Annotated in this window: 14 protein-coding genes; 1 reads left to right on the top strand and 13 read right to left on the bottom strand. The window is 42.6% G+C overall.

Going from position 1 to position 19,287, the window contains the following annotated elements; translation table 11 throughout:
• Positions 1 to 224 precede the first annotated feature (224 nt).
• From BQ5375_RS08115 to cuyB, 10 genes are all read right to left on the bottom strand, one after another.
• On the bottom strand, positions 225 to 2,213 hold the full coding sequence (locus tag BQ5375_RS08115; RefSeq protein WP_022133423.1) for an ABC transporter substrate-binding protein: 1,989 nt from the start codon (positions 2,211 to 2,213) through the stop codon (positions 225 to 227).
• A gap of 249 nt (positions 2,214 to 2,462) precedes the next feature.
• Positions 2,463 to 4,463, bottom strand: a complete 2,001-nt coding sequence (locus tag BQ5375_RS08110; protein ID WP_022133424.1) for a peptide ABC transporter substrate-binding protein — start codon at positions 4,461 to 4,463, stop codon at positions 2,463 to 2,465.
• Between the two features lie 273 nt (positions 4,464 to 4,736).
• Entirely contained in the window at positions 4,737 to 6,764 is a 2,028-nt protein-coding gene (locus BQ5375_RS08105) for a peptide ABC transporter substrate-binding protein (RefSeq protein ID WP_022133425.1), read from the bottom strand.
• A 260-nt stretch (positions 6,765 to 7,024) separates the two neighbouring features.
• Complete coding sequence (locus BQ5375_RS08100) at positions 7,025 to 9,025, bottom strand: peptide ABC transporter substrate-binding protein (protein ID WP_076917691.1); 2,001 nt, start codon at positions 9,023 to 9,025, stop codon at positions 7,025 to 7,027.
• Positions 9,026 to 9,355: 330 nt separating this feature from the next.
• Positions 9,356 to 11,371 carry a peptide ABC transporter substrate-binding protein gene (locus tag BQ5375_RS08095; protein ID WP_076917690.1) on the bottom strand — a complete coding sequence of 672 codons (2,016 nt, stop codon included), beginning with the start codon at positions 11,369 to 11,371 and terminating at the stop codon, positions 9,356 to 9,358.
• Positions 11,372 to 11,779: 408 nt separating this feature from the next.
• Complete coding sequence (locus BQ5375_RS08090) at positions 11,780 to 12,199, bottom strand: PPC domain-containing DNA-binding protein (protein ID WP_022133428.1); 420 nt, start codon at positions 12,197 to 12,199, stop codon at positions 11,780 to 11,782.
• Positions 12,200 to 12,214: 15 nt separating this feature from the next.
• Positions 12,215 to 12,577, bottom strand: a complete 363-nt coding sequence (locus BQ5375_RS08085; RefSeq protein WP_022133429.1) for a hypothetical protein — start codon at positions 12,575 to 12,577, stop codon at positions 12,215 to 12,217.
• Positions 12,577 to 13,083 carry a peptide deformylase gene (def, locus tag BQ5375_RS08080; protein WP_022133430.1) on the bottom strand — a complete coding sequence of 169 codons (507 nt, stop codon included), beginning with the start codon at positions 13,081 to 13,083 and terminating at the stop codon, positions 12,577 to 12,579. Before def ends, BQ5375_RS08085 begins: the two co-directional genes overlap by 1 nt.
• Before the next feature lie 21 nt (positions 13,084 to 13,104).
• Entirely contained in the window at positions 13,105 to 13,686 is a 582-nt protein-coding gene (locus BQ5375_RS08075) for a hypothetical protein (protein ID WP_022133431.1), read from the bottom strand.
• A gap of 138 nt (positions 13,687 to 13,824) precedes the next feature.
• On the bottom strand, positions 13,825 to 14,595 hold the full coding sequence (cuyB, locus tag BQ5375_RS08070; protein WP_022133432.1) for a cysteate racemase: 771 nt from the start codon (positions 14,593 to 14,595) through the stop codon (positions 13,825 to 13,827).
• 116 nt (positions 14,596 to 14,711) lie between these two features.
• Here cuyB and BQ5375_RS08065 point away from each other — a divergent pair, with 116 nt between their 5' ends.
• Positions 14,712 to 15,659 carry a LysR family transcriptional regulator gene (locus BQ5375_RS08065; protein WP_022133433.1) on the top strand — a complete coding sequence of 316 codons (948 nt, stop codon included), beginning with the start codon at positions 14,712 to 14,714 and terminating at the stop codon, positions 15,657 to 15,659.
• A 54-nt stretch (positions 15,660 to 15,713) separates the two neighbouring features.
• Here the strand turns inward: BQ5375_RS08065 and BQ5375_RS08060 are convergent, their stop codons facing one another.
• From BQ5375_RS08060 to BQ5375_RS08050, 3 genes are read right to left on the bottom strand one after another with little or no spacing between them, the layout of a single operon-like run.
• Positions 15,714 to 17,453: an NADH-dependent [FeFe] hydrogenase, group A6 gene (locus BQ5375_RS08060; protein WP_235849988.1), complete on the bottom strand. Its 1,740-nt coding sequence runs from the start codon at positions 17,451 to 17,453 to the stop codon at positions 15,714 to 15,716.
• Positions 17,443 to 18,753, bottom strand: a complete 1,311-nt coding sequence (locus BQ5375_RS08055) for a complex I 51 kDa subunit family protein (RefSeq protein WP_076917689.1) — start codon at positions 18,751 to 18,753, stop codon at positions 17,443 to 17,445. Before BQ5375_RS08055 ends, BQ5375_RS08060 begins: the two co-directional genes overlap by 11 nt.
• Positions 18,754 to 18,780: 27 nt before the next feature.
• Complete coding sequence (locus tag BQ5375_RS08050; RefSeq protein ID WP_022133436.1) at positions 18,781 to 19,266, bottom strand: NADH-quinone oxidoreductase subunit NuoE family protein; 486 nt, start codon at positions 19,264 to 19,266, stop codon at positions 18,781 to 18,783.
• Positions 19,267 to 19,287 lie beyond the last annotated feature (21 nt).

Below are 19,287 nucleotides of genomic sequence, written 5' to 3'. Positions count from 1 at the left end.
ATCCTTGCTACTAAAAAAAACAAATGCTGCATCTTCATGAGGCCCTTTCTCAATGCAGCAATTATGTTTTTTCTATATTAACACATATTTTTCACATTGTCAACATTATTTACTATATTTATGATATCACATTAAAAAATTATATGTAATATATACAATATTCCAAAAAAACTATAAGAATGACATAAAAAAACAGGATCAATGAATGATCCTGTTTTTTTATGTTAAGCGTTTGCTTCTGTATATGCTTTAACCTGTTCTGCTACACCTTTACTTTCGGAAGTATAGCCGTCCATATTGGTTTCCCAATTCTTCATCTTGTCATCCTGAATACCGAACATTGCACGCATCTTGCTGTCATTATCAACTTTGCTCAGTGCCCAGCCAATACCATAGTTACATGGCAGAACCAGAACATGATCCAGCAGATATGCTTCTGCTTTTGCGTATGCTTTGTAACGTTCATCCAGGTTATCGGTGATCTTATCTGCTTCTTCTACCATCTTGGTATATTCTTTGTAGGTATCCAGCAGAGCTTTGTTTTCTGGAGTTTCCTCTGTTACTTCATTGATGTAGGAGTAATGTGCAGAATAATAAGCATTTTCTGGTCCATACATTTCCTGACCGAGGTAGTTCTGTGGGTCACCATAGTCAGCGCCCCAACCGTTCAGTACGAAGGAATGCAGGTGTGGATTTACAACTTCCTGGTTTACACTCTTAATGTAGGTCTTGATGTTGAGTTTAACAAAATCATCGCCCAAACCATCGGAAATGCACTGTGCCAGTACGTTTGCGCTGTCCAAAGCTGTCTGGCTGGATGCCATGATATAGTAATCAGCCTCAACCGGGAAGGTAACGCCCAGAGCAGTCAGTTCTTCCATTGCCTGTTTCTTATACTCTTCTGCTTTTGTAGCATCTACTCGAACAGGTGTTTCGCCGTTAGATTCTGCAAGACCAAGTTCCTGTCTTACCAGTTCGGTATATTCTGTACCGTCAGAGGTATAAACCAGACCCTTCATGGTGTAGAAGTTGTTTTCACAAACCATTGGGTTGATCGCATTGGATCTCTTGAAGTAATCGCTCAGATCCAGTCCGTAATACCAAGCTTTACGGAATGCTTCGTTTGCGATAGCGGTGTTCCAGTTGGTATCTGTTTCTCCATCTTCTGTCTTCTTATTGTAGTTGAAATGGAACTGATAAGAATATTTGGATGGGATATCTGGAACCAGGTAATTATAGAATTTGTGGTTAGGATCTTTTGCAATGGTAGTTACCTGTGCTTCACCCAGCTGAACATAATCAAGTTCTCCACTCTCATACAGCTGATATGCAACGTCGTTGGATTCTACCATCTTTACAGTAACAGTATCAAAGCGTTCACACTCTGTATCCCAGTACATTGGATTTTTGGTGAATACCTTTTCATTACCCTGCAGGTAAGAAGTCATAGTGTAAGCACCATTGTACCACATGTTTTCATTGTTCATGGATTTAACACCATCAGGACCGCCCAGTTCATCAACCATTGCCTGAGACAGTGGGTACAATGCAACATATGCTGCCAAAGAATCAAAATATGGTTTTTCAGCAAGGCAGTGATAAACAACAGTATAATCATCCGGTGTTTCCAGACCAACCATTTCACGGAATTTGGAACCTTCACCTGCTGTCAGAGCTTTTGCTTCTTCTGCGCTCAAAGTCTTGGTGTAATCATAGTATTCCTGTGCACCTTCGATCATTTCAACCGGCATAGAAATGTTGGAAGAGTCGTTCTTATGGAAGTTAAGTACCCATTCCAGACCAGTTGCAAAGTCCTGAGCAGTACAATCTGCTTTCTCCTGAGCATTTACATCAACCCATTTTACACCTTCGCGAAGTTTGAAAGTCCAAGTCAAACCGTTATCCTCTGTACCCCATTCTTCTGCGATACATGGAACCAACTGACCTTTCTGGTCAACTTCCAGCAAACCATCTACAAGGCTGGTCAAGTTTTCGTTGTCTTCCTGTCTCTGTGCGTACAGAACGTTGAAAGTTTCCAGCTCACGGCTTGCCTGTCTCGGAATTACGAGATCTTTGATCTCATTTTTAGCACTTTCTTGGTCACCACTTTCGCCTTCTGTGCTAGAACCACCATTTGATGTTCCGCCACATCCGCTCAATACCAACATTGCTGCAAGGGCTAATGCCATTGCTCTTGTTACTGTCTTTCTCATCGTTAATAATAGCCTCCTTACGGCTTTTTGTTATACTCTCACCTTTTTGAAGGCTGCATATCGGGCCCTTTTGTGCAGCTTTTCTGTTCGTTACGATATTAACACACATGTTTTGACAAGTCAATATTCCCACATCAAAGTTTATGAAATGATGTCACAAAGCATCATTATTTTTGTACAATCTGGTCTTTAGCGTGATAAATAAAAAAACAGGACCATAAATGGTCCTGTTTTCTATGTTTTGTACAATTATTTAGCAGAATATGCAGCAATCTGATCAGCTACACCCTTGTCTTCGGAGGTATAACCGTTGACATTGGTCTCCCAGTTTTTCATCTTGTTATTCTGGATACCGAACATTGCGTTCATCTTGCTGTCATTATCAACCTTACCAAGTGCCCAGCCAATACCATAGTTACATGGCAGAACCAGAACATGATCCAGCATATAAGCTTCTGCTTTTGCGTATGCTGCATAACGTGCATCCAGATCATCTGTGATTTCGTTTGCTTCTTCTACCATCTTGGTGTATTCCTTGTAAGTATTAATCAGCTGTTGATTTGCTTCTGTTTCTGCTGTTACTTCATTGATGAAGGAATAGTTTGCAGAATAATCTGCGTTGTCATAACCATACAGTTCCTGACCAAGGAAGTTCTGTGGGTCACCATAGTCAGCACCCCAACCGTTGAGAACGAAGGACTGGAGATGTGGATTCAAAACTTCCTGACGCAGGCTCTTGATATAGGTCTTGATGTTGAGTTTAACAAAGTCGTCACCCAAACCATCGGAGAAGCACTGTTTCAGAACAGTTGCGCTATCCAGAGCGGTCTGGTTGGAAGCGATAATGTAATAATCAACTTCAACCGGGAAGGTTACACCCAGAGCAGACAGTTCTTCCATTGCCTGTTTTTTGTATTCAGCTGTTTTTTCAGCATCAATACGAACCGGTGTTTCACCATTTTCTTCTGCAAGACCCAGTTCTTTTCTTACCAGTTCAACATAGTCAGTACCATCAGAGGTGTAGCACAGACCTTTCATGGTGTAGAAGTTGTTTTCACAAACCATTGGGTCAATTGCGTTGGTACGTTTAAAGTAATTGGTCAAATCCAATCCATGATACCAGGTCTTACGGAATGCTTCATTTGCAATTGCGTTGTTCCAGTTGGTATCTGGAGTTCCATCTTCTTTGTTCTTGTTGTAGTTAAAGTGGAACTGATAAGAATGTTTGGATGGAACATCCGGAATCATATACTGATAGAGCGGATCATCCGGATTGTTTGCAATTGTATTGATTCGTGCTTCACCCAAAGCAACATAGTCTACCTCTCCGCTTTCATATAGCTGGAAGCTGATATCACCGGATTCAACCATCTTGTAGGTAACAGTATCAAACAATTTTGCTTCAGTATCCCAGTAAAGAGGATTCTTGGTGAAGATCTTTTCGTTGCCCTGCAGATAGGATGTCATGGTATAGCATCCATTGTACCACATGGTCTCATTGTTGATTGCTTTATAGTTTTCAACACCCAGCTCATCAATCAATGCCTGTGGTGCTGGATACAAGCAGTTATAAGTTCCCAGAGAATCGAAATATGGCTTTGGTGCCAGGCAATGGTAAACAACGGTATAATCATCCGGTGTTTCAAATCCAACCATTTCACGGAATTTGGAACCTTCTCCCGCATTCAGTGCATACGCTTCTTCTGCGGACAGGGTCTTGGTATATTCATAATACTCTTTTGCACCTTTAATCATTTCCAGTGGCATCGAAGTATTGGTGGAATCGTTTTTATGGAAGTTGAGTACCCATTCCAGGCCGGTTGCAAAGTCCTGTGCATTACAATCTGCCTTTTCCTGACCGTTTACATCGACCCATTTTACACCTTCGCGAAGTTTAAAGGTCCAAGTCAGACCGCCATCTTCGGTACCCCATTCTTTTGCAATTGCAGGTACCAGTTTACCTTTTGTATCAACCTCCAACAGACCATCAACCAGGTTTGTCAGGTTCTCACTATCCTCTTGTCTCTGTGCATACAGGATGTTGAAGGTTTCCAGTTCACGGCTAACTGCCATCGGAATTACCAGATCTTTGATCTCATTTTCCGAAGATGCTTCTTCCTTCTGCTCTGTTCCGCCAGCTTCTCCGGAAGTAGTATTCTCTTCTCCGGTTTCCTGAGAGCCGCCGCAGCCAGTCAGTGTCAGCATACTTGCCAGAAGCAATGCCATTACTCTTGATACTGTCTTTTTCATTTTTATCCCCCTCTGCAAATTTTATACTGTTATAATTTTAACACAGTATTATTTGCTTTAAATAAAAATATCGCTGCATTTTTCATATAATTATATTTTTTGCAGCATATTTTGTCCTCTATGATATTATCATACGCGTTTCACAAAGTCAATATTTTTTATAAAAATTATTTACTTTCACCTTAAAAAAATATATACTTTGTGCAATTTTGTGTGACAAAAATAAAAAAAAAGCAGGATTGCTTTCGCAATCCTGCTTTTTATCAACATTCACTATTGAGCTTTAGATTCAGTGTATGCTTTAATGATATCTGCAACACCTTTTTCTTCAGAAGTATAGCCATTTGCGTTGGTCTTCCAGTTCTTCATCTTGTCGTTCTGAGAACCGTACATAGCCATAATCTTGCTGTCGTTATCAACTTTGCTCAGGGACCAGCCAACACTGTAGTTGTATGGAATTACCAGACAATGCTCAAGCATGTAAGCTTCTGCTTTTGCGTATGCTGCGTAACGTGCATCCATATCGTCAGTGATAGCGTCTGCTTCTTCTACCATCTTGGTGAATTCTTTGTAAGTATCCAGCAGAGCTTTGTTTTCTGGAGTTTCTTCAGTGATTTCATTGATGTAGGAGTAGTTTGCAGAGTAGTAAGCGTTGTCGTTGCCGTAAACTTCCTGACCGAGGTAGTTCTGTGGGTCACCGTAGTCAGCGCCCCAACCGTTCAGAGCTACAGAGTGCAGGTGTGGAACGTAAACTTCCTGAGTACCGCTCTTGATATAGGTGTTGATAGACAGTTTAATAAAGTCGTCGCCCAGGCTGTCGCTGAAGCACTGTGCCAGTACGTTTGCGGAGTCAAGAGCATTCTGGTTGGAAGCCTGAATATAGTGATCCAGCTCTACTGGGAAGGTTACGCCCAGAGCGGTCAGTTCTTCCATAGCCTGTTTCTTATATTCTTCTGCTTTTGCTGCATCCAGTCTGACTGGTGTTTCGCCGTTTTCTTCTGGCAGACCCATTTCTTTTCTTACCAGTTCAACGTAATCAGTACCATCAGAAGTGTAGCACAGACCCTTCATGGTGTAGAAGTTATTTTCACAAGCCATTGGGTCAACTGCATTAGTTCTCTTCCAGTAGTTGGTCAGATCCAGACCATAGTACATTGCTTTACGGAATGCTTCGTTAGCGATAGCAGTGTTCCAGTTAGTATCTGGTGTGCCGTCTTCATTCTTCTTGTTGAAGTTGAAGTGGAACTGATAGGAGTATTTGGATGGAGTTGCTGGAACCAGATAGTTATAGAACTTGTGGTTTGGATCAGAAGTGATGGTGCTCAGCTGAGATTCGCTCAGACCGATTGCATCGATTTCGCCGGTTTCGTACAACTGATAACCAACATCAGAAGACTCAATCATTTTGTAAGTAACGGTATCAAAACGTGTGCACTCAGTATCCCAGTACATTGGGTTTTTGGTAAATACCTTTTCATTACCCTGGATATAGGATGTCATGGTGTAGCATCCGTTGTACCACAGAGTTTCATTGGTAACAGATTTGAATCCATCTGGACCGCCCAGTTCATCGATCATTGCCTGATCTACTGGATACAGACAGTTGTATGCGCCCAGGGAGTCAAAATATGGCTTTGGAGCTACACACTTATAAATAACTGTGTTAGCATCTGGTACTTCCATACCAACCATTTCCAGGAACTTGGAGCCTTCACCTGCTGTCAGAGCATAAGCTTCTTCTTTGGACAGGGACTTGGTGTATTCGTAATATTCTTCTGCGCCTTCGATCATTTCCAAAGGCATGGAAGTATTGTTGGAATCGTTCTTATGGAAGTTCAGTACCCATTCCAAACCGGTTGCAAAGTCGTAAGCGTCACAATCGCCTTTTTCGTTGCCGTTAACATCAACCCATTTTACACCGTCACGAATGTGGAATTTCCAGGTAATACCACCGTCTTCAGTTCCCCATTCATCAGCAATTGCAGGAACCAGTTTACCATCTGGATCAGCTTCCAGCAGACCATCAAACAGCTGTGTCAGGTTTTCAAAGTCCTCAGCTCTCTGAGAGTACAGCATATTAAAGGTCTCGAGCTCACGGCTAGACAGAATACCAAGAACCAGATCTTTAATTTCGTTTTCAGAACCTGCTTCTGCAGTAGCTTCGCCTTCTGTAGAAGTAGTATTGCCTTCTGTGCTTGTTCCTTCTTCGGTGCTGGTAGATCCGCCAGTACCGCCACAACCACTCAAAACAAGAGAAGCTGTCATTGCGATAGCAAGCAGTCTGGATAATGTCTTTTTCATATTCTTCCTCCTTTACAACCTGTAAACGGTTGAACTATAGGCTCCATAATAAAAACTCATCGCTATAACATTGTACTATATTTTTCGGAGCCTTTGTACAATGTTAACGACTGGTTCAAATATAACACATTATTTTCAGGCTGTCAATAATATATACTATTTTTATTAACAAACTATTCTTTTTTATGTGAAACATGTTATAAATCACCAAAAAAAAAGCAGGAGATACAATCTCCTGCTTTTCTTTTTATTGAAGTTTCTTACTTCTCTGCTTCATATGCTGCTTTAATGGCTTCCATTTCTTCGGTTGTATAACCGTCTGCGTTGGTTTCCCAGTTCTTCATCTTGTCGTTCTGGCAGCCATATACAGCGTACATCTTGCTGTATGGATTGATCTTGGTAAGAACCCAACCAGTTCCATAGTACTGTGGAATTACCAGTGCGTGCTGAATCATGTATGCTTCTGCTTCTGCAAATGCTTCATAACGTGCATCGGTATCATCAACGATAGCATCTGCTTCTTCGATCAATCTTGTGAATTCTTTGTAAGTATCCAACAGAGCTTTGGTGTTTTCATTTTCTTCCACAGAATTGATGTTGGTATATTTTGCGGAATAGTAAGCGTTGTCATATCCATATGCTTCCTGAATCAGGTAGTTCTGTGGATCGCCGTAGTCAGCGCCCCAGCCTGCGCCAGCAGAAATGGAATGGAGTTTTGGAGTATAAACTTCGTTTGTGCTGCTCTGGATGTATGTCTTAATGTTCAGTTTAACATAATCATCACCCAAGCTATTGGAGAAGCACTGTGCCAATACGTTTGCAGAGTCAAGAGCAACCTGGTTGCTTGCGGATACATAGTAGTCAACTTCTACTGGGAAGGTAACGCCAGCAGCGGTCAGCTCTTCAATTGCCTGCTGTTTGTACTGTGCTGCTTTGTCTGCATCCAGTCTTACAATAGATTCACCATTTGCATCCGGCAGACCCAGTTTATCTCTAACCAGTTCTGTGTAGTCTGTACCATCGCTGGTATAGCAGAGACCCTTCATGCTGTAAAATTCATTTTCACAGTTTAATGGATCAATTGGGTCAGTTCTCTTGTAATGATCTTTCAGATCCAGACCATAGTACCAGGACAGACGGAATGCTTCATTTGCAGCTGCGGTATTCCAGTTAGTATCTGGTGTGCCGTCTTCTTTGCGTTTATCATAGTTGAAACGAATCTGGTAAGAATAGATATCCGATGGTTTGGAAACCAGCTGATCATGGAATTCGTTATCTTCGTTTCCATTGATGGTAGCCAGGTTGCTTTCGGTCAAGTCGATGTAATCTGCTTCACCGGTCTGATACAGCTGATAACCTACATCGTTGGACTCGATCATCTTAATTGTAACGGTATCAAAGAGTTTGCAGTCTTTGTCCCAGTAAGCTGGGTTCTTGGTAAATACTTTTTCGTTGCCCTGAACATAAGAGGTCATCAGGTAGCAGCCGTTGTACCACATGGTCTCATTGTTCATAGCTTTTACACCATCAGGACCACCCAGCTCATCGATCATTGCCTGAGATCTTGGATACATACCAGCCCAAGTTGCCAGAGAGTCAAAGTATGGTTTATTGCCTGTACAGGTATAAACAATTGTGTTTGCGTCTGGTGTCTTAATTCCAACCATTTCCTGGAATTTAGAACCTTCACTTGCATCCAGTGCATAAGCCTCTTCTTTGGTCAGGCTCTTGGTGTATTCATAATATTCTTTTGCACCAGCAATCAGTTCGATTGGCTGTGCAGTATGTGCTGCATCATTTTTGTAGTAGTTGAGTACCCACTCCATACCGGTTGCAAAGTCGTAAGATGTAACGTCTGCTTTTTCATTTGCATTGACGTCAACCCATTTTACGCCTTCACGAATATGGAATGTCCAGTTCAGACCATCATCTTCTGTGCCCCACTCATCTGCAATACATGGAACCAGTTTACCATGTGTATCAACTTCCAGCAGTGGATCCTGCATGTTGGTCAGATTTTCCAGGTCATAAAAATTCTGGCTGTACAGAATATCGAATGTCTGCATTTCTCTGGTAGCCAATCTTGGAATTACCAGATCTTTGATTTCATTCTCATTTTCTTCTGCCTGACTTTCTGTTCCAGCACTGTTTTCATCTGTCTGATTGTCTGCTGTTTCGCTGCTGCCGCTGCCGCCGCAACCACTCAACACCAGAGATGCTGTCAATGCCAAAGCCAGCAATTTGGATATTGTTTTCTTCATAATTGCTCCTCCTTCGGACTTGGTGTCTTTTTTAAGTCACCTAAAAACGATTCCATAAAATGTATCGCTTTTACTTTACTTTTTTATAATAGCAACCTTAGCTCTTATTGTCAATAATATCTAATTATTTTCATTATTTTCTTCGTTTTTTATGTTTAATATCTTGCATATTGCTAATTTTTTTAGATAATATATAGATTTTCAATCATTTTTTTAAGCATTATGGTGCTATTATTTCATTCACTTTGATTAGTGAGTACTTTTGTTTTTTACTATATTAAAAGTGAGAGGAAATTCCTCTCACTTTTAATATATAATAGTTACTTTATTTTATGCTTCACGGTTATCATGTTTTTCCTTGATTTCCTGCATTTCTTCACTGGTATAACCATTTGCATTGGTTTCCCAGTTCTTCATCTTGGAATTCTGGATACCGTACATTGCTTTCATCTTGCTGTATGGATTAATCTTGGAAAGAGTCCAGCCGATGTTATAGTAGTTTGGCATGGTCAGAACATGGTCGATCAGATAAGCCTCTGCTTTTGCAAATGCTTCATAACGTGCATCCAGATCATCACAGATCTTGTTTGCTTCTTCAACCATTGCAGTGTACTCTTTGTATTCATCCAGCAGCACTTTGGTAGCTTCTGTTTCTTCTACATCATTGATGTTAGAAAGAGTTCTGGTATAGTAAGCATAGTCGTTTCCATAGGTTTCCTGGCCCAGATAGTTCTGTGGATCACCGTAGTCAGCACCCCAACCAGAAATGTTGATCGACTGGAGTTTTGGCTCATAAACTTCTTTGGAAGCACTGGAGATATAAGTCTTAATGTTGAGTGTTACATAGTCTTCTCCCAGGCTGTCAGCCAATGCCTGTTTCAGTACGTTTGCGCTGTCCAGAGCTGCCTGGTTGCTTGCTGCGATATAATAATCAACACCAACTGGGAAGGTAACACCCAGAGCTGTCAGTTCTTCAATTGCCTGCTGTTTGTACTGTTCTGCCTTTTCTGCATCCAGACGTACCATTGTTTCGCCATTGCTTTCCGGCAAACCAAGTTCCTGTCTTACCAGGTCGGTATAATCTGTACCATCCGAGGTATACAGCAAACCCGGCATGCTGTAGAACAGGTTTTCACAGCTCATTGGATTTACTGCGTTGGTTCTGCTGTAGTATGGAGTCAAATCCAGACCATAGTACCAGGATTTACGGAATGCTTCATTGGAAATTGCGGTATTCCAGTTGGTATCTACAGAACCATCTTCGTTGCGTTTGTCATAGTTGAAGTGGAACTGATAGGAACGGAAATCCAATGGCCATTCGATCATCTGATCGTGATATGGATTGCTTTCATCACCGCTGATGGTCTTAACGTTACTTTCTGTCAGGGTTACTTCATCCAGTTCTCCGGACTGATACAGTTGATATGCCACATCGTTGGATTCTACCATTTTAATGGTAACTGTTTCAAAGCGGCTGCATTCTGTATCCCAGTAATGTGGATTCTTGGTAAATACCTTTTCATTACCCTGAATATAGGATGTCATGGTATAGCATCCGTTGTACCACATATTTTCGTTGTTCATCGATTTGATACCGTCTACACCCAGTTCATCGATCAAGCCTTGAGAGATTGGATAGAGACAGGCGTATGCACCAACGGTATAGAAATATGGTTTTGCTTCGGTGCAATGATATACCAGTGTGTTGCCGTCCACTACTTCGATTCCAACCATTTCTGCAAACTTGGAACCTTCTCCGGCATTCAGTGCATATGCTTCTTCCTGAGACAGGCCTTTGGTATATTCATAGTATTCTGCTGCACCTTCGATCATTTCCATCGGCATCGAAGTATTTGCAGAATCGTTCTTATGGAAGTTCAGAATCCACTCAAGTCCGGTCAGGAAATCCTGTGCAGTACAATCTGCCTTTTCTTCTCCATTTACATCAACCCATTTTACGCCATCACGAATCTTGAAGGTCCAGGTAAGGCCGCCATCTTCGGTGCCCCACTCCTCTGCCAGTGCAGGAACCAGTTCGCCATAGCTGTTTGCTTCCAGCAGACCATCCCAGAGATTGGTCAGATACTGTGTATCAGCCGATGTTTCAGAATTGAGAAGGTTAAAGGTTGCAAGTTCGGAGCTGGCAACTTTTGAGATAACCAAATCTGTAATTGCCTCTGCGCTTTCTTCTTTTTCCTCTGCCTGCGGTTCTTCATTTCCGGAAGCTTCTGTTTTACCAGAAGTATCTTCTTCCTTGTCAGATGAACCTGATGTTCCTCCACAGCCGCTTAAAACGAGGGAAGCTGTCAGTGCAAGTGCAAGCAACTTCGAGAATGATTTCTTCATGATATTCCTCCTTACTGAATGTCCTTTATAAATTATAGTAAAATCCAAACACTGCGTTCGGTCTACTATCATTTCTTAATAATATGCATGAAAAATCCACATAATGTATAATATTTACTTTATTTTGCTTTATCATAGCAAAATCATCAGTCGATGTCAAGAATGCCGTTTTAATTTTTCTAATATTTATAAAATTTACTGTTCTAAAGCAGCAAACTGCTAAATATTGTTTTTTCACTAACAATATATTCAGAAAATCTCGCAATAAAATCCACTTTTTATTGCGCTTTGCACTTTTTCATTTTATCTTGTCAAAGCAAAACATAATTTACCAATTTCTTCCATAAATTTTGTATTTACTTTATTTTAAAAAAAGCTGCCGTAACATTACGGCAGCTTTTATCTTTGTTAAAACTTGAATTGATTCAGTCCCAATTCCGCTACAAACTCGCGGTCCACAACCCCATCAATCAGGGTAATGACCATTTCGCAGGTTACACTGATCATCGCTCTTTTCAGGTGCCCTCCTACAACGGACCCATCCCTTCCAGCAGCGCTCATATGTAAATGGGAGTAGTACTCCCCGTTCATGGTATTGATCGTTCCGGTCAAAGATACGATCTCATGATCTCCTGTAAAATGATTTGGCAGATACTGCATCTTCTGGGTATCGAACAATCCCACCTCAAAGTCGTTGGTTGCTCCCAGAGCACTTACCTGAGCAAGTTTGATATTTTCCTTCAATGCAACTTGTTTTACCTGCTCCACGATTTCTTCGCCCTTGTCCATCCGGACAACAACCGTATTTCCAAATCGTTTGTACTCCATACCGATTCCTCCATTTTATGTTTCAAGCAATCTCCAGTCCTCTAACTGTAACTTGACCTGTTGCTTCAACTGCTGCGCATTTTCTTGGTATACTGGACAGAGGAAAAGATTCCATTCCATCTTTTTCTCTGCATTCTCATAAAGATGCACGCTTGCTGCAATCCGATCCTCTGGGTCAACTGCGAAATAAACCATCTCCGTTTTTCCGTTTAGTCCCAGCATTTGATCTTTCTGTTGATCGAGCCATCCAAAATAATCCTGTTCTATCCTGTCCCAGTCGATCTGCGGCAAGTCATCATCTTTTGTGAAACTATCACGGTAGGCAAGAATAGCGGCCTGCATTCCCTCTGTTGGAAGTACCAGCTGTATCCAGTCCATTATCGGCGCCTCCGGTTCTGTGCCCGTCTTACACCCGCAGTGTTTACAACCGAGCCCGGAACTGCCTTATCCAAAAAAACGATGCCATCCAGATGATCCAGCTCATGGCAGAAACATTTTGCAAGGTCACCTTCTCCAGTCAAGGTAACTGGATTTCCATTCTCATCCAACGCTTTTACTGTCACGCGGTTTGGACGGCGAGTTTGTGCCCAGCGATCCGGAAAACTCAGACAACCTTCTTCACAGAGCTGCTCCCCTTCCTGATTAATAATCTCAGGATTTACCAGCTTCAGTACACCGTTGCTTAATTCTCCCATGTCAATTACAACCAGACGCTTTAAAATACCGACCTGTGGTGCTGCAATTGCAGCGCCGTTTGAGGTTGCATGCAGGGTATCCAGCATATCATTGAGGATTTGGCGGATCTTATCATCCACTACTTCCACTTTTTTACAATGTTTTTTCAAAATTGGATCATCGTTGATCCGGATTGCTCTCAATGCCATGGTTTTCCTCCCTGTTTTGACCTACTCTCCAAATTCCTCGTTTAAACCATCTTCGATTTCCTGCATGGCTGCCAGTGTTCTGGATAACAGTTCATCCAGCTCCCAGCCCAGCATATCTGCACCCTGCTGAATGGTTTCGCGGGAACAACCAGCAGCAAAGCGTTTATCCTTAAACTTTTTCTTTAAAGATTTTAACTCCATATCTTTGGTGCTTTTGGAAGGACGCATCAGCGCTGCTGCACCAATCAGACCAGTAAGCTCATCGGTTGCAAACAATACCTTTTCCATCTGATGTTCTGGGCAGATATCGCAGCACATTCCATAACCATGGCTGGCTGTTGCATGAATCACTTCATCTTCCAGACCTGCCTGTTTCATCAGTTCCTGACTCTTAATGCAGTGTTCTTCTGGATAAAGCTCAAAATCCAGATCATGCAGAAGTCCCACAATACCCCAGAAATCTTCCTCTTCTCCATAGCCCAGTTCCCTTGCAAAGTAACGCATGGTACCCTCTACGGTACGCGCATGTCTTAAATGAAATGGGTCCTTGTTATACTGTTTGAGCAGCTCATAAGCCTGCTGTTGTGTCATTGCTGTATGCATATCAGTTTCCTCCTTAAAGCAAATCCTGTTGGATTTTTTTCTATTATAGACCTTATCTTTTTTGGATGCAAGACAAAGAAGCAGCCGCTTTTCTACAAAGCTGCTGCTTCTTTGCTTTCCCACAAAATAGATTCTTATTTATACGACCGCCTGATGTGTTCTGTCACTGCTTACCAGTTTCCCACCTCTGACAAGCTCAATCAATGCGGTTGGTTTGAGCTTTTTGCCCACTGCTCGCAGGGCACTCTGTGCCAGAATTACAGTCGGGTCGATCATATCGTTATTCATCATGCCTAATCTCTCAAACAAAATCGGAAGCTCGGTACAACCCATAATAATTTTTTCTGCTCCCTGTTCCCACATTTCATCCAGGATTCCCTGTACTGGCAGGTTTTCGATTCCTGATTTTCCTGCTTTGATGTAATCGTAAATCAATGACATCAGCAGTTTCTGATTTTTCTCAGATGGATATACCGTCTGGATCTCTTCATTTCTCAGAGCTTTTTCAAAAATACCGCTTTCTCTTGTTCCGTCAGTTGCCAGAACGCCTACTTTGGAAGTATTAATCCATTTCAAAAAAGCGGCTGTCTCATTGATCATGTTCAAGAACGGTGTTTCCAGATAAGGGATCATATCATCATAAAAATAATGTGCTGTGTTGCAGGACATTATCAGTACCTGTGCTCCCATTGCCTCCAGTCGTTTCGCGCTCTTGACGAGCTCTGGAACCGGGCTTTTTCCACCATGCAGAATTGCTGTGGTTCTATCTGGAATGTTTGTATTGCAGTCAACACAGATTCTGACATGGTCCTGGTCTGTGTCGGCATCGGTATATTCAATGATCTTCTGCATCAAATCGCAGGTTGCCAGTGGACCCATTCCACCGATAATTCCAATAACCGGATTCATTCTTCGTTGTCGCCCCCTTGTTTTAGCTTGACTTAAGTATAAATCCATTTTATAATAAAATCAAATATTTATATATTTATAAAAATCATAAATATTTATTTATGGAGTGTGAGCAGATGTTTCGTAATATGGAATATGTCTATGAGGTCTATAAGGAAAAAAGCTTTACCAAGGCTGCCAAAAATCTTTATGTCACCCAACCCTGTTTAAGTGCCTTGGTCAAAAAGACGGAGCAAAAACTGGGATTCCCTATTTTCAACCGAAATGCATCCCCTTTGCAGCTGACCGAATGTGGTGCAGAATATATCCGCTACATTGAAAAAATTATGACGCTGGAAAATGAATTTGAAAACTATCTCAACGACGTGCGTGGATTAAAGACAGGACACCTCTCCATCGGCTCCAACAATGCCTTCTCTGCTCTGGTTCTTCCGCAGATTATCAGTGAATTTAATCGCCTCTACCCCGGTGTGGATGTAAAACTCAGCGAGGGAAATATCGCCTATCTGGAAGAAAAATTATTTAAAGGAGATCTGGACCTTGTTCTGGACAACCATCCTATGGATGAAAGCATTTATCAGCGCGAGCTGTTCTGCTCAGAGCAGCTTTTGCTGGCTGTCCCTGTATCCGATCCTGTCTGCATCCAAAACCGTTCCTGCGCGCTCACACACGCCGATATCCTAAGCAAAAAGCACATTGACCCTCTTACTCCGTGCATCTCCATGGAAACGTTTCAGGATCACACCTTCATCGCTCTGCGCCACGGCAACGATACCCGCATCCAGCTGGATTCTCTCTGTGAGCAGGCAGGATTTACCCCCAAAATTCAGCTGGAGGTTGACCAGCTCACCACCGCCTATAACATTGTCTGTAACAATATCGGCATTACACTGGTCAGTGATACTCTGGTAACCCGAACCCCACCGGTATCCAATCTGGTATACTATAAAATCAATTCTGACCACACCAAACGTTTTGCTTATTTTTATTATAAAAATTCTTCTTATGTCACTCTTGCCATGCGGGAATTCATAAAACTTGGAATTGATAATATCCAGCGATAAAACGATAAAAAAGGACAGTACCTGTTTGGTACTGTCCTTTTGATTTTAGTATTGTTATTTATCCGAACGATCCTCGTAGTGAGTATGCAGCAGTTCATGAGCCAGATGGCTGTTTGGCTCTTTGAGGAATTCGCTGTACAGGGTCTGGATATCCGGATTCTTATGGGACTGACGCAGATTCATATTCTTATCTACTTTGTACAGTCCATCCATACGATGCTCGCGGATTGCAGCTGTTGTTCTAAATGGCTGACCGCCGCCGCCTACGCAACCGCCTGGACAGCACATAACTTCAATAAACTGATAGTCTGCTTCTCCTGCACGAATCTTATCCATCAGAACTCTTGCATTCTTCAGACCGTTTGTAATAGCAACCTTAACTGGTGTTCCATCCAGATCCAAAGTTGCTTCCTTAATGCCTTCATGACCTCTGCATGCAGTAAAGTCGAGGCTCTGTGGTTCTTTTCCGGTAACAACTTCGTATACGGTACGGATTGCAGCCTCCATTACACCGCCGGAAGTACCGAAGATTGCACCAGCACCGGAACCAAGTCCCAGCGGATGGTCAAATTCTTCCTCTGGCAGGAAGTTAAAGTCCAGTCCAGCCATACGAATCATCTTTGCAAGCTCGCGGGTGGTCAAAACAACATCGACATCCTGATAGCCGGAAGAATTCATTTCCGGACGCTGACATTCATATTTCTTTGCGATACAAGGCATGATCGAAACAACAAACATCTTGTCACGTGGAATGCCCATCTTGTCAGCATAGTAAGTTTTTGCGATTGCACCGAACATCTGCTGTGGGGATTTGCAGGAAGAAACATGCGGAAGCAGATCAGGATAGGTCTTTTCCACAAAGTTGATCCAACCTGGGCTGCAGGAGGTAATCATTGGCAGAGTACCGCCATTCTTCATACGGTCAAGCAGCTCGTAACCTTCTTCCATAATGGTCAGGTCAGCAGAGAAATCGGTATCGAATACTTTGTCAAAGCCCAGTCTGCGCAGAGCAGCAACCATCTTACCAGTTGCAATTGCGCCGCGCTCCATGCCAAATTCTTCACCGATTGCTACACGGACAGCCGGAGCGGTCTGAACAACAACAAATTTATCTTTATTGTCGATTGCATCCCAAACACGTTTGGTATCATCTTTTTCATACAATGCACCAACTGGACATACTGCAACACACTGTCCGCAGTATACGCAAGGAGATTCGCTCAGTGGCTTCTCAAATGCGGTTGTAATCTTGAAATCGGTGGAACGTCCGCTATAACCGATTGCATTGGTTGTCTGAATTGCCTGACAAGCCTCTACACAACGACCGCAGCGAACACATTTTGTCATATCGCGAACCAGAGCTGGATTGCTCAGTTCTTTTGGAACCGGTTTCCAAACTGGATCAAAGATATTACCGCGGATATTATATTCTGCTGCCAGAGTCTGAAGTTCACATTTGCCGTTTCTTTCACAATGCAGACAATCCTGTGGATGGTTTGCAAGCAGCAGCTCCAGAACGGTCTGACGAGCTTTTCTTACCTTTGGAGAATTGGTGGTGATGTCGCCTGCCTCATCAACCAGGTTGTTGCAGGCAGTTTTCAGTCTTCTGCTGTGGCTGTCTTCTACCAGACATACACGACAGAATGCGCGGACTCCCAGGTCAGGATGGTGGCACAGGGATGGAATTTTAATACCGACTTTTCTTGCGGCTTCCATAATTGTGGTACCGGATGGCACGGTTACCGGAATACCGTCAATGTTAATTGTAACCATCTTATTTGGATCAATATGCATACTGGTCACCATACTTTCTGCTATTTAAACAAACCGGACAAATGCCGTTGATGTGTGCCTGGAATTCTTCACGTCTATGTTTCAGACAGGAGTCAAGTGCGGTGGAAGCCGACTGACCCAGACCGCAGGAAGATGCGGTAGCCATAGTAAAGGACAGGCGTTCCAGACGCTCAAAATCTTTTTCTGTTGCAAGTCCTGTTGCAAATTTATGCAGGATCATGTACATCTGACGGTTACCTTCACGGCATGGAACACATTTACCACAGCTTTCATGGATAAAGAATTCCGATACCTTCTTCAGGTAATCAATGATGCATACAGTATCGTCCAGTACAACTACTGCACCGGAACCGATGCTCAGTCCCTGTTTTTTCAGGGAAGTGTGGTCATAACGGGTATCCAGCTGTTCTGGGAAACCGATTGGGCCGGACTGACCACCCAGATGATAGCATTTAAGCTCTTTACCATCCGGAATACCGCCGCCAAATTCAGGGTCAAAAATAATATCACGCAGAGTAACACCGCCAATCGGCACTTCAAAAGTACCTCTGCGATTTACGTTACCGGACAGACAGATCAACTTGGTACCGCCGGAATCTTCTACGCCCAGTTCCTGGAATGCTTTGCCGCCCATATTAATAATTTGAGGTACGCTTGCAAAGGATTCTACGTTGTTTACCAGAGTTGGCTGAGAATAGAGACCAACCTCTGCCAGATGCGGTGGTTTTACACGAGGACGACCGGTTTTTGCTTCAATGGAGTTGAGCAGACCGGAGTTTTCACCACAGATATAAGCACCAGCACCCGAAACAATATGTACGCGGAAGCTGAAGTAGGAACCCATGATGTTGTCGCCCAGATAGTTTGCTTTTACCGCATTGTCAATTGCAGCCTGGAACAGTTTCTGGATCTCACGGTACTCACCGCGGATATAAATATAACCATCATGCGAGTTAAAAACATAACCTGCAATTGCCATACCTTCGATGATGCTCAGCGGATCTTTTTCCAGCAAAACCTTATCTTTAAAGGTTCCCGGTTCGCCTTCGTCGGCATTGCAGACAATATATTTTGGATCTCCTTCAATTTCATAAAGCTGTTTCCACTTTTTGCCTGCTGGATAGGAAGCGCCGCCGCGTCCCAAAAGTTTTGCATCAATGATTTCATTGATGATCTCCATTGGAGCCATGCTCATTGCTTTTTTCAGAGCCGAAAAACCGCCGTTTGCGATATAGTCCGCCACAGAGTCAGGACGGATTTTGCCGCAGCGGGCTGTCAAAAGCTGTATTGTCTTAGACATATATGACATCCTTTCCTCAGCCCTTACTTACTGGGCGTTTTCTCTCAATTCTTTGAGGATTTTTCTGATGCGGTCCTCATTCAGGTTTCCATATACTTTATCGCCGATTTTGATAACCGGACCAATATTACATGCACCAACACACGGCATATACTGGAGGCTGAACATGCCGTCTGGGGTGGTTTCGCCAAAATTGATGCCCAGTTCTTTGCGCAGGAATTTTGCCATTACATGAGATTTTGAAATATAGCAAGGAGCATTGTTGCAAACCTCAATGATATATCTGCCTCTTGGCTTGGTTTCCAGCATTGCGTAGAATGTCAGAATATCATAAAGCTGTACCAGCGGAATATCCAGCTTTTCTGCTACAACTTTAGCACTTGCTTCATTGATATAGTTACGTCTGCACTCTCTCTGAATTTCAATCAGAATGGAAAGAAGATGTTCTTTATCTCCGCCACATTCTTCGATGATTTCCAGAACTCGTTCTCTGCTCAGAGTTTCTGTTGCCATCTAAAAATTCCTCCCCCAAAC

It is taken from the genome of Negativibacillus massiliensis (assembly GCF_900148495.1).
In the GTDB taxonomy this organism is placed as follows: domain Bacteria; phylum Bacillota; class Clostridia; order Oscillospirales; family Ruminococcaceae; genus Negativibacillus; species Negativibacillus massiliensis.
Note: the sequence above shows the minus strand (reverse complement) of the source record. Positions and strands in the feature narration are given on the sequence as shown.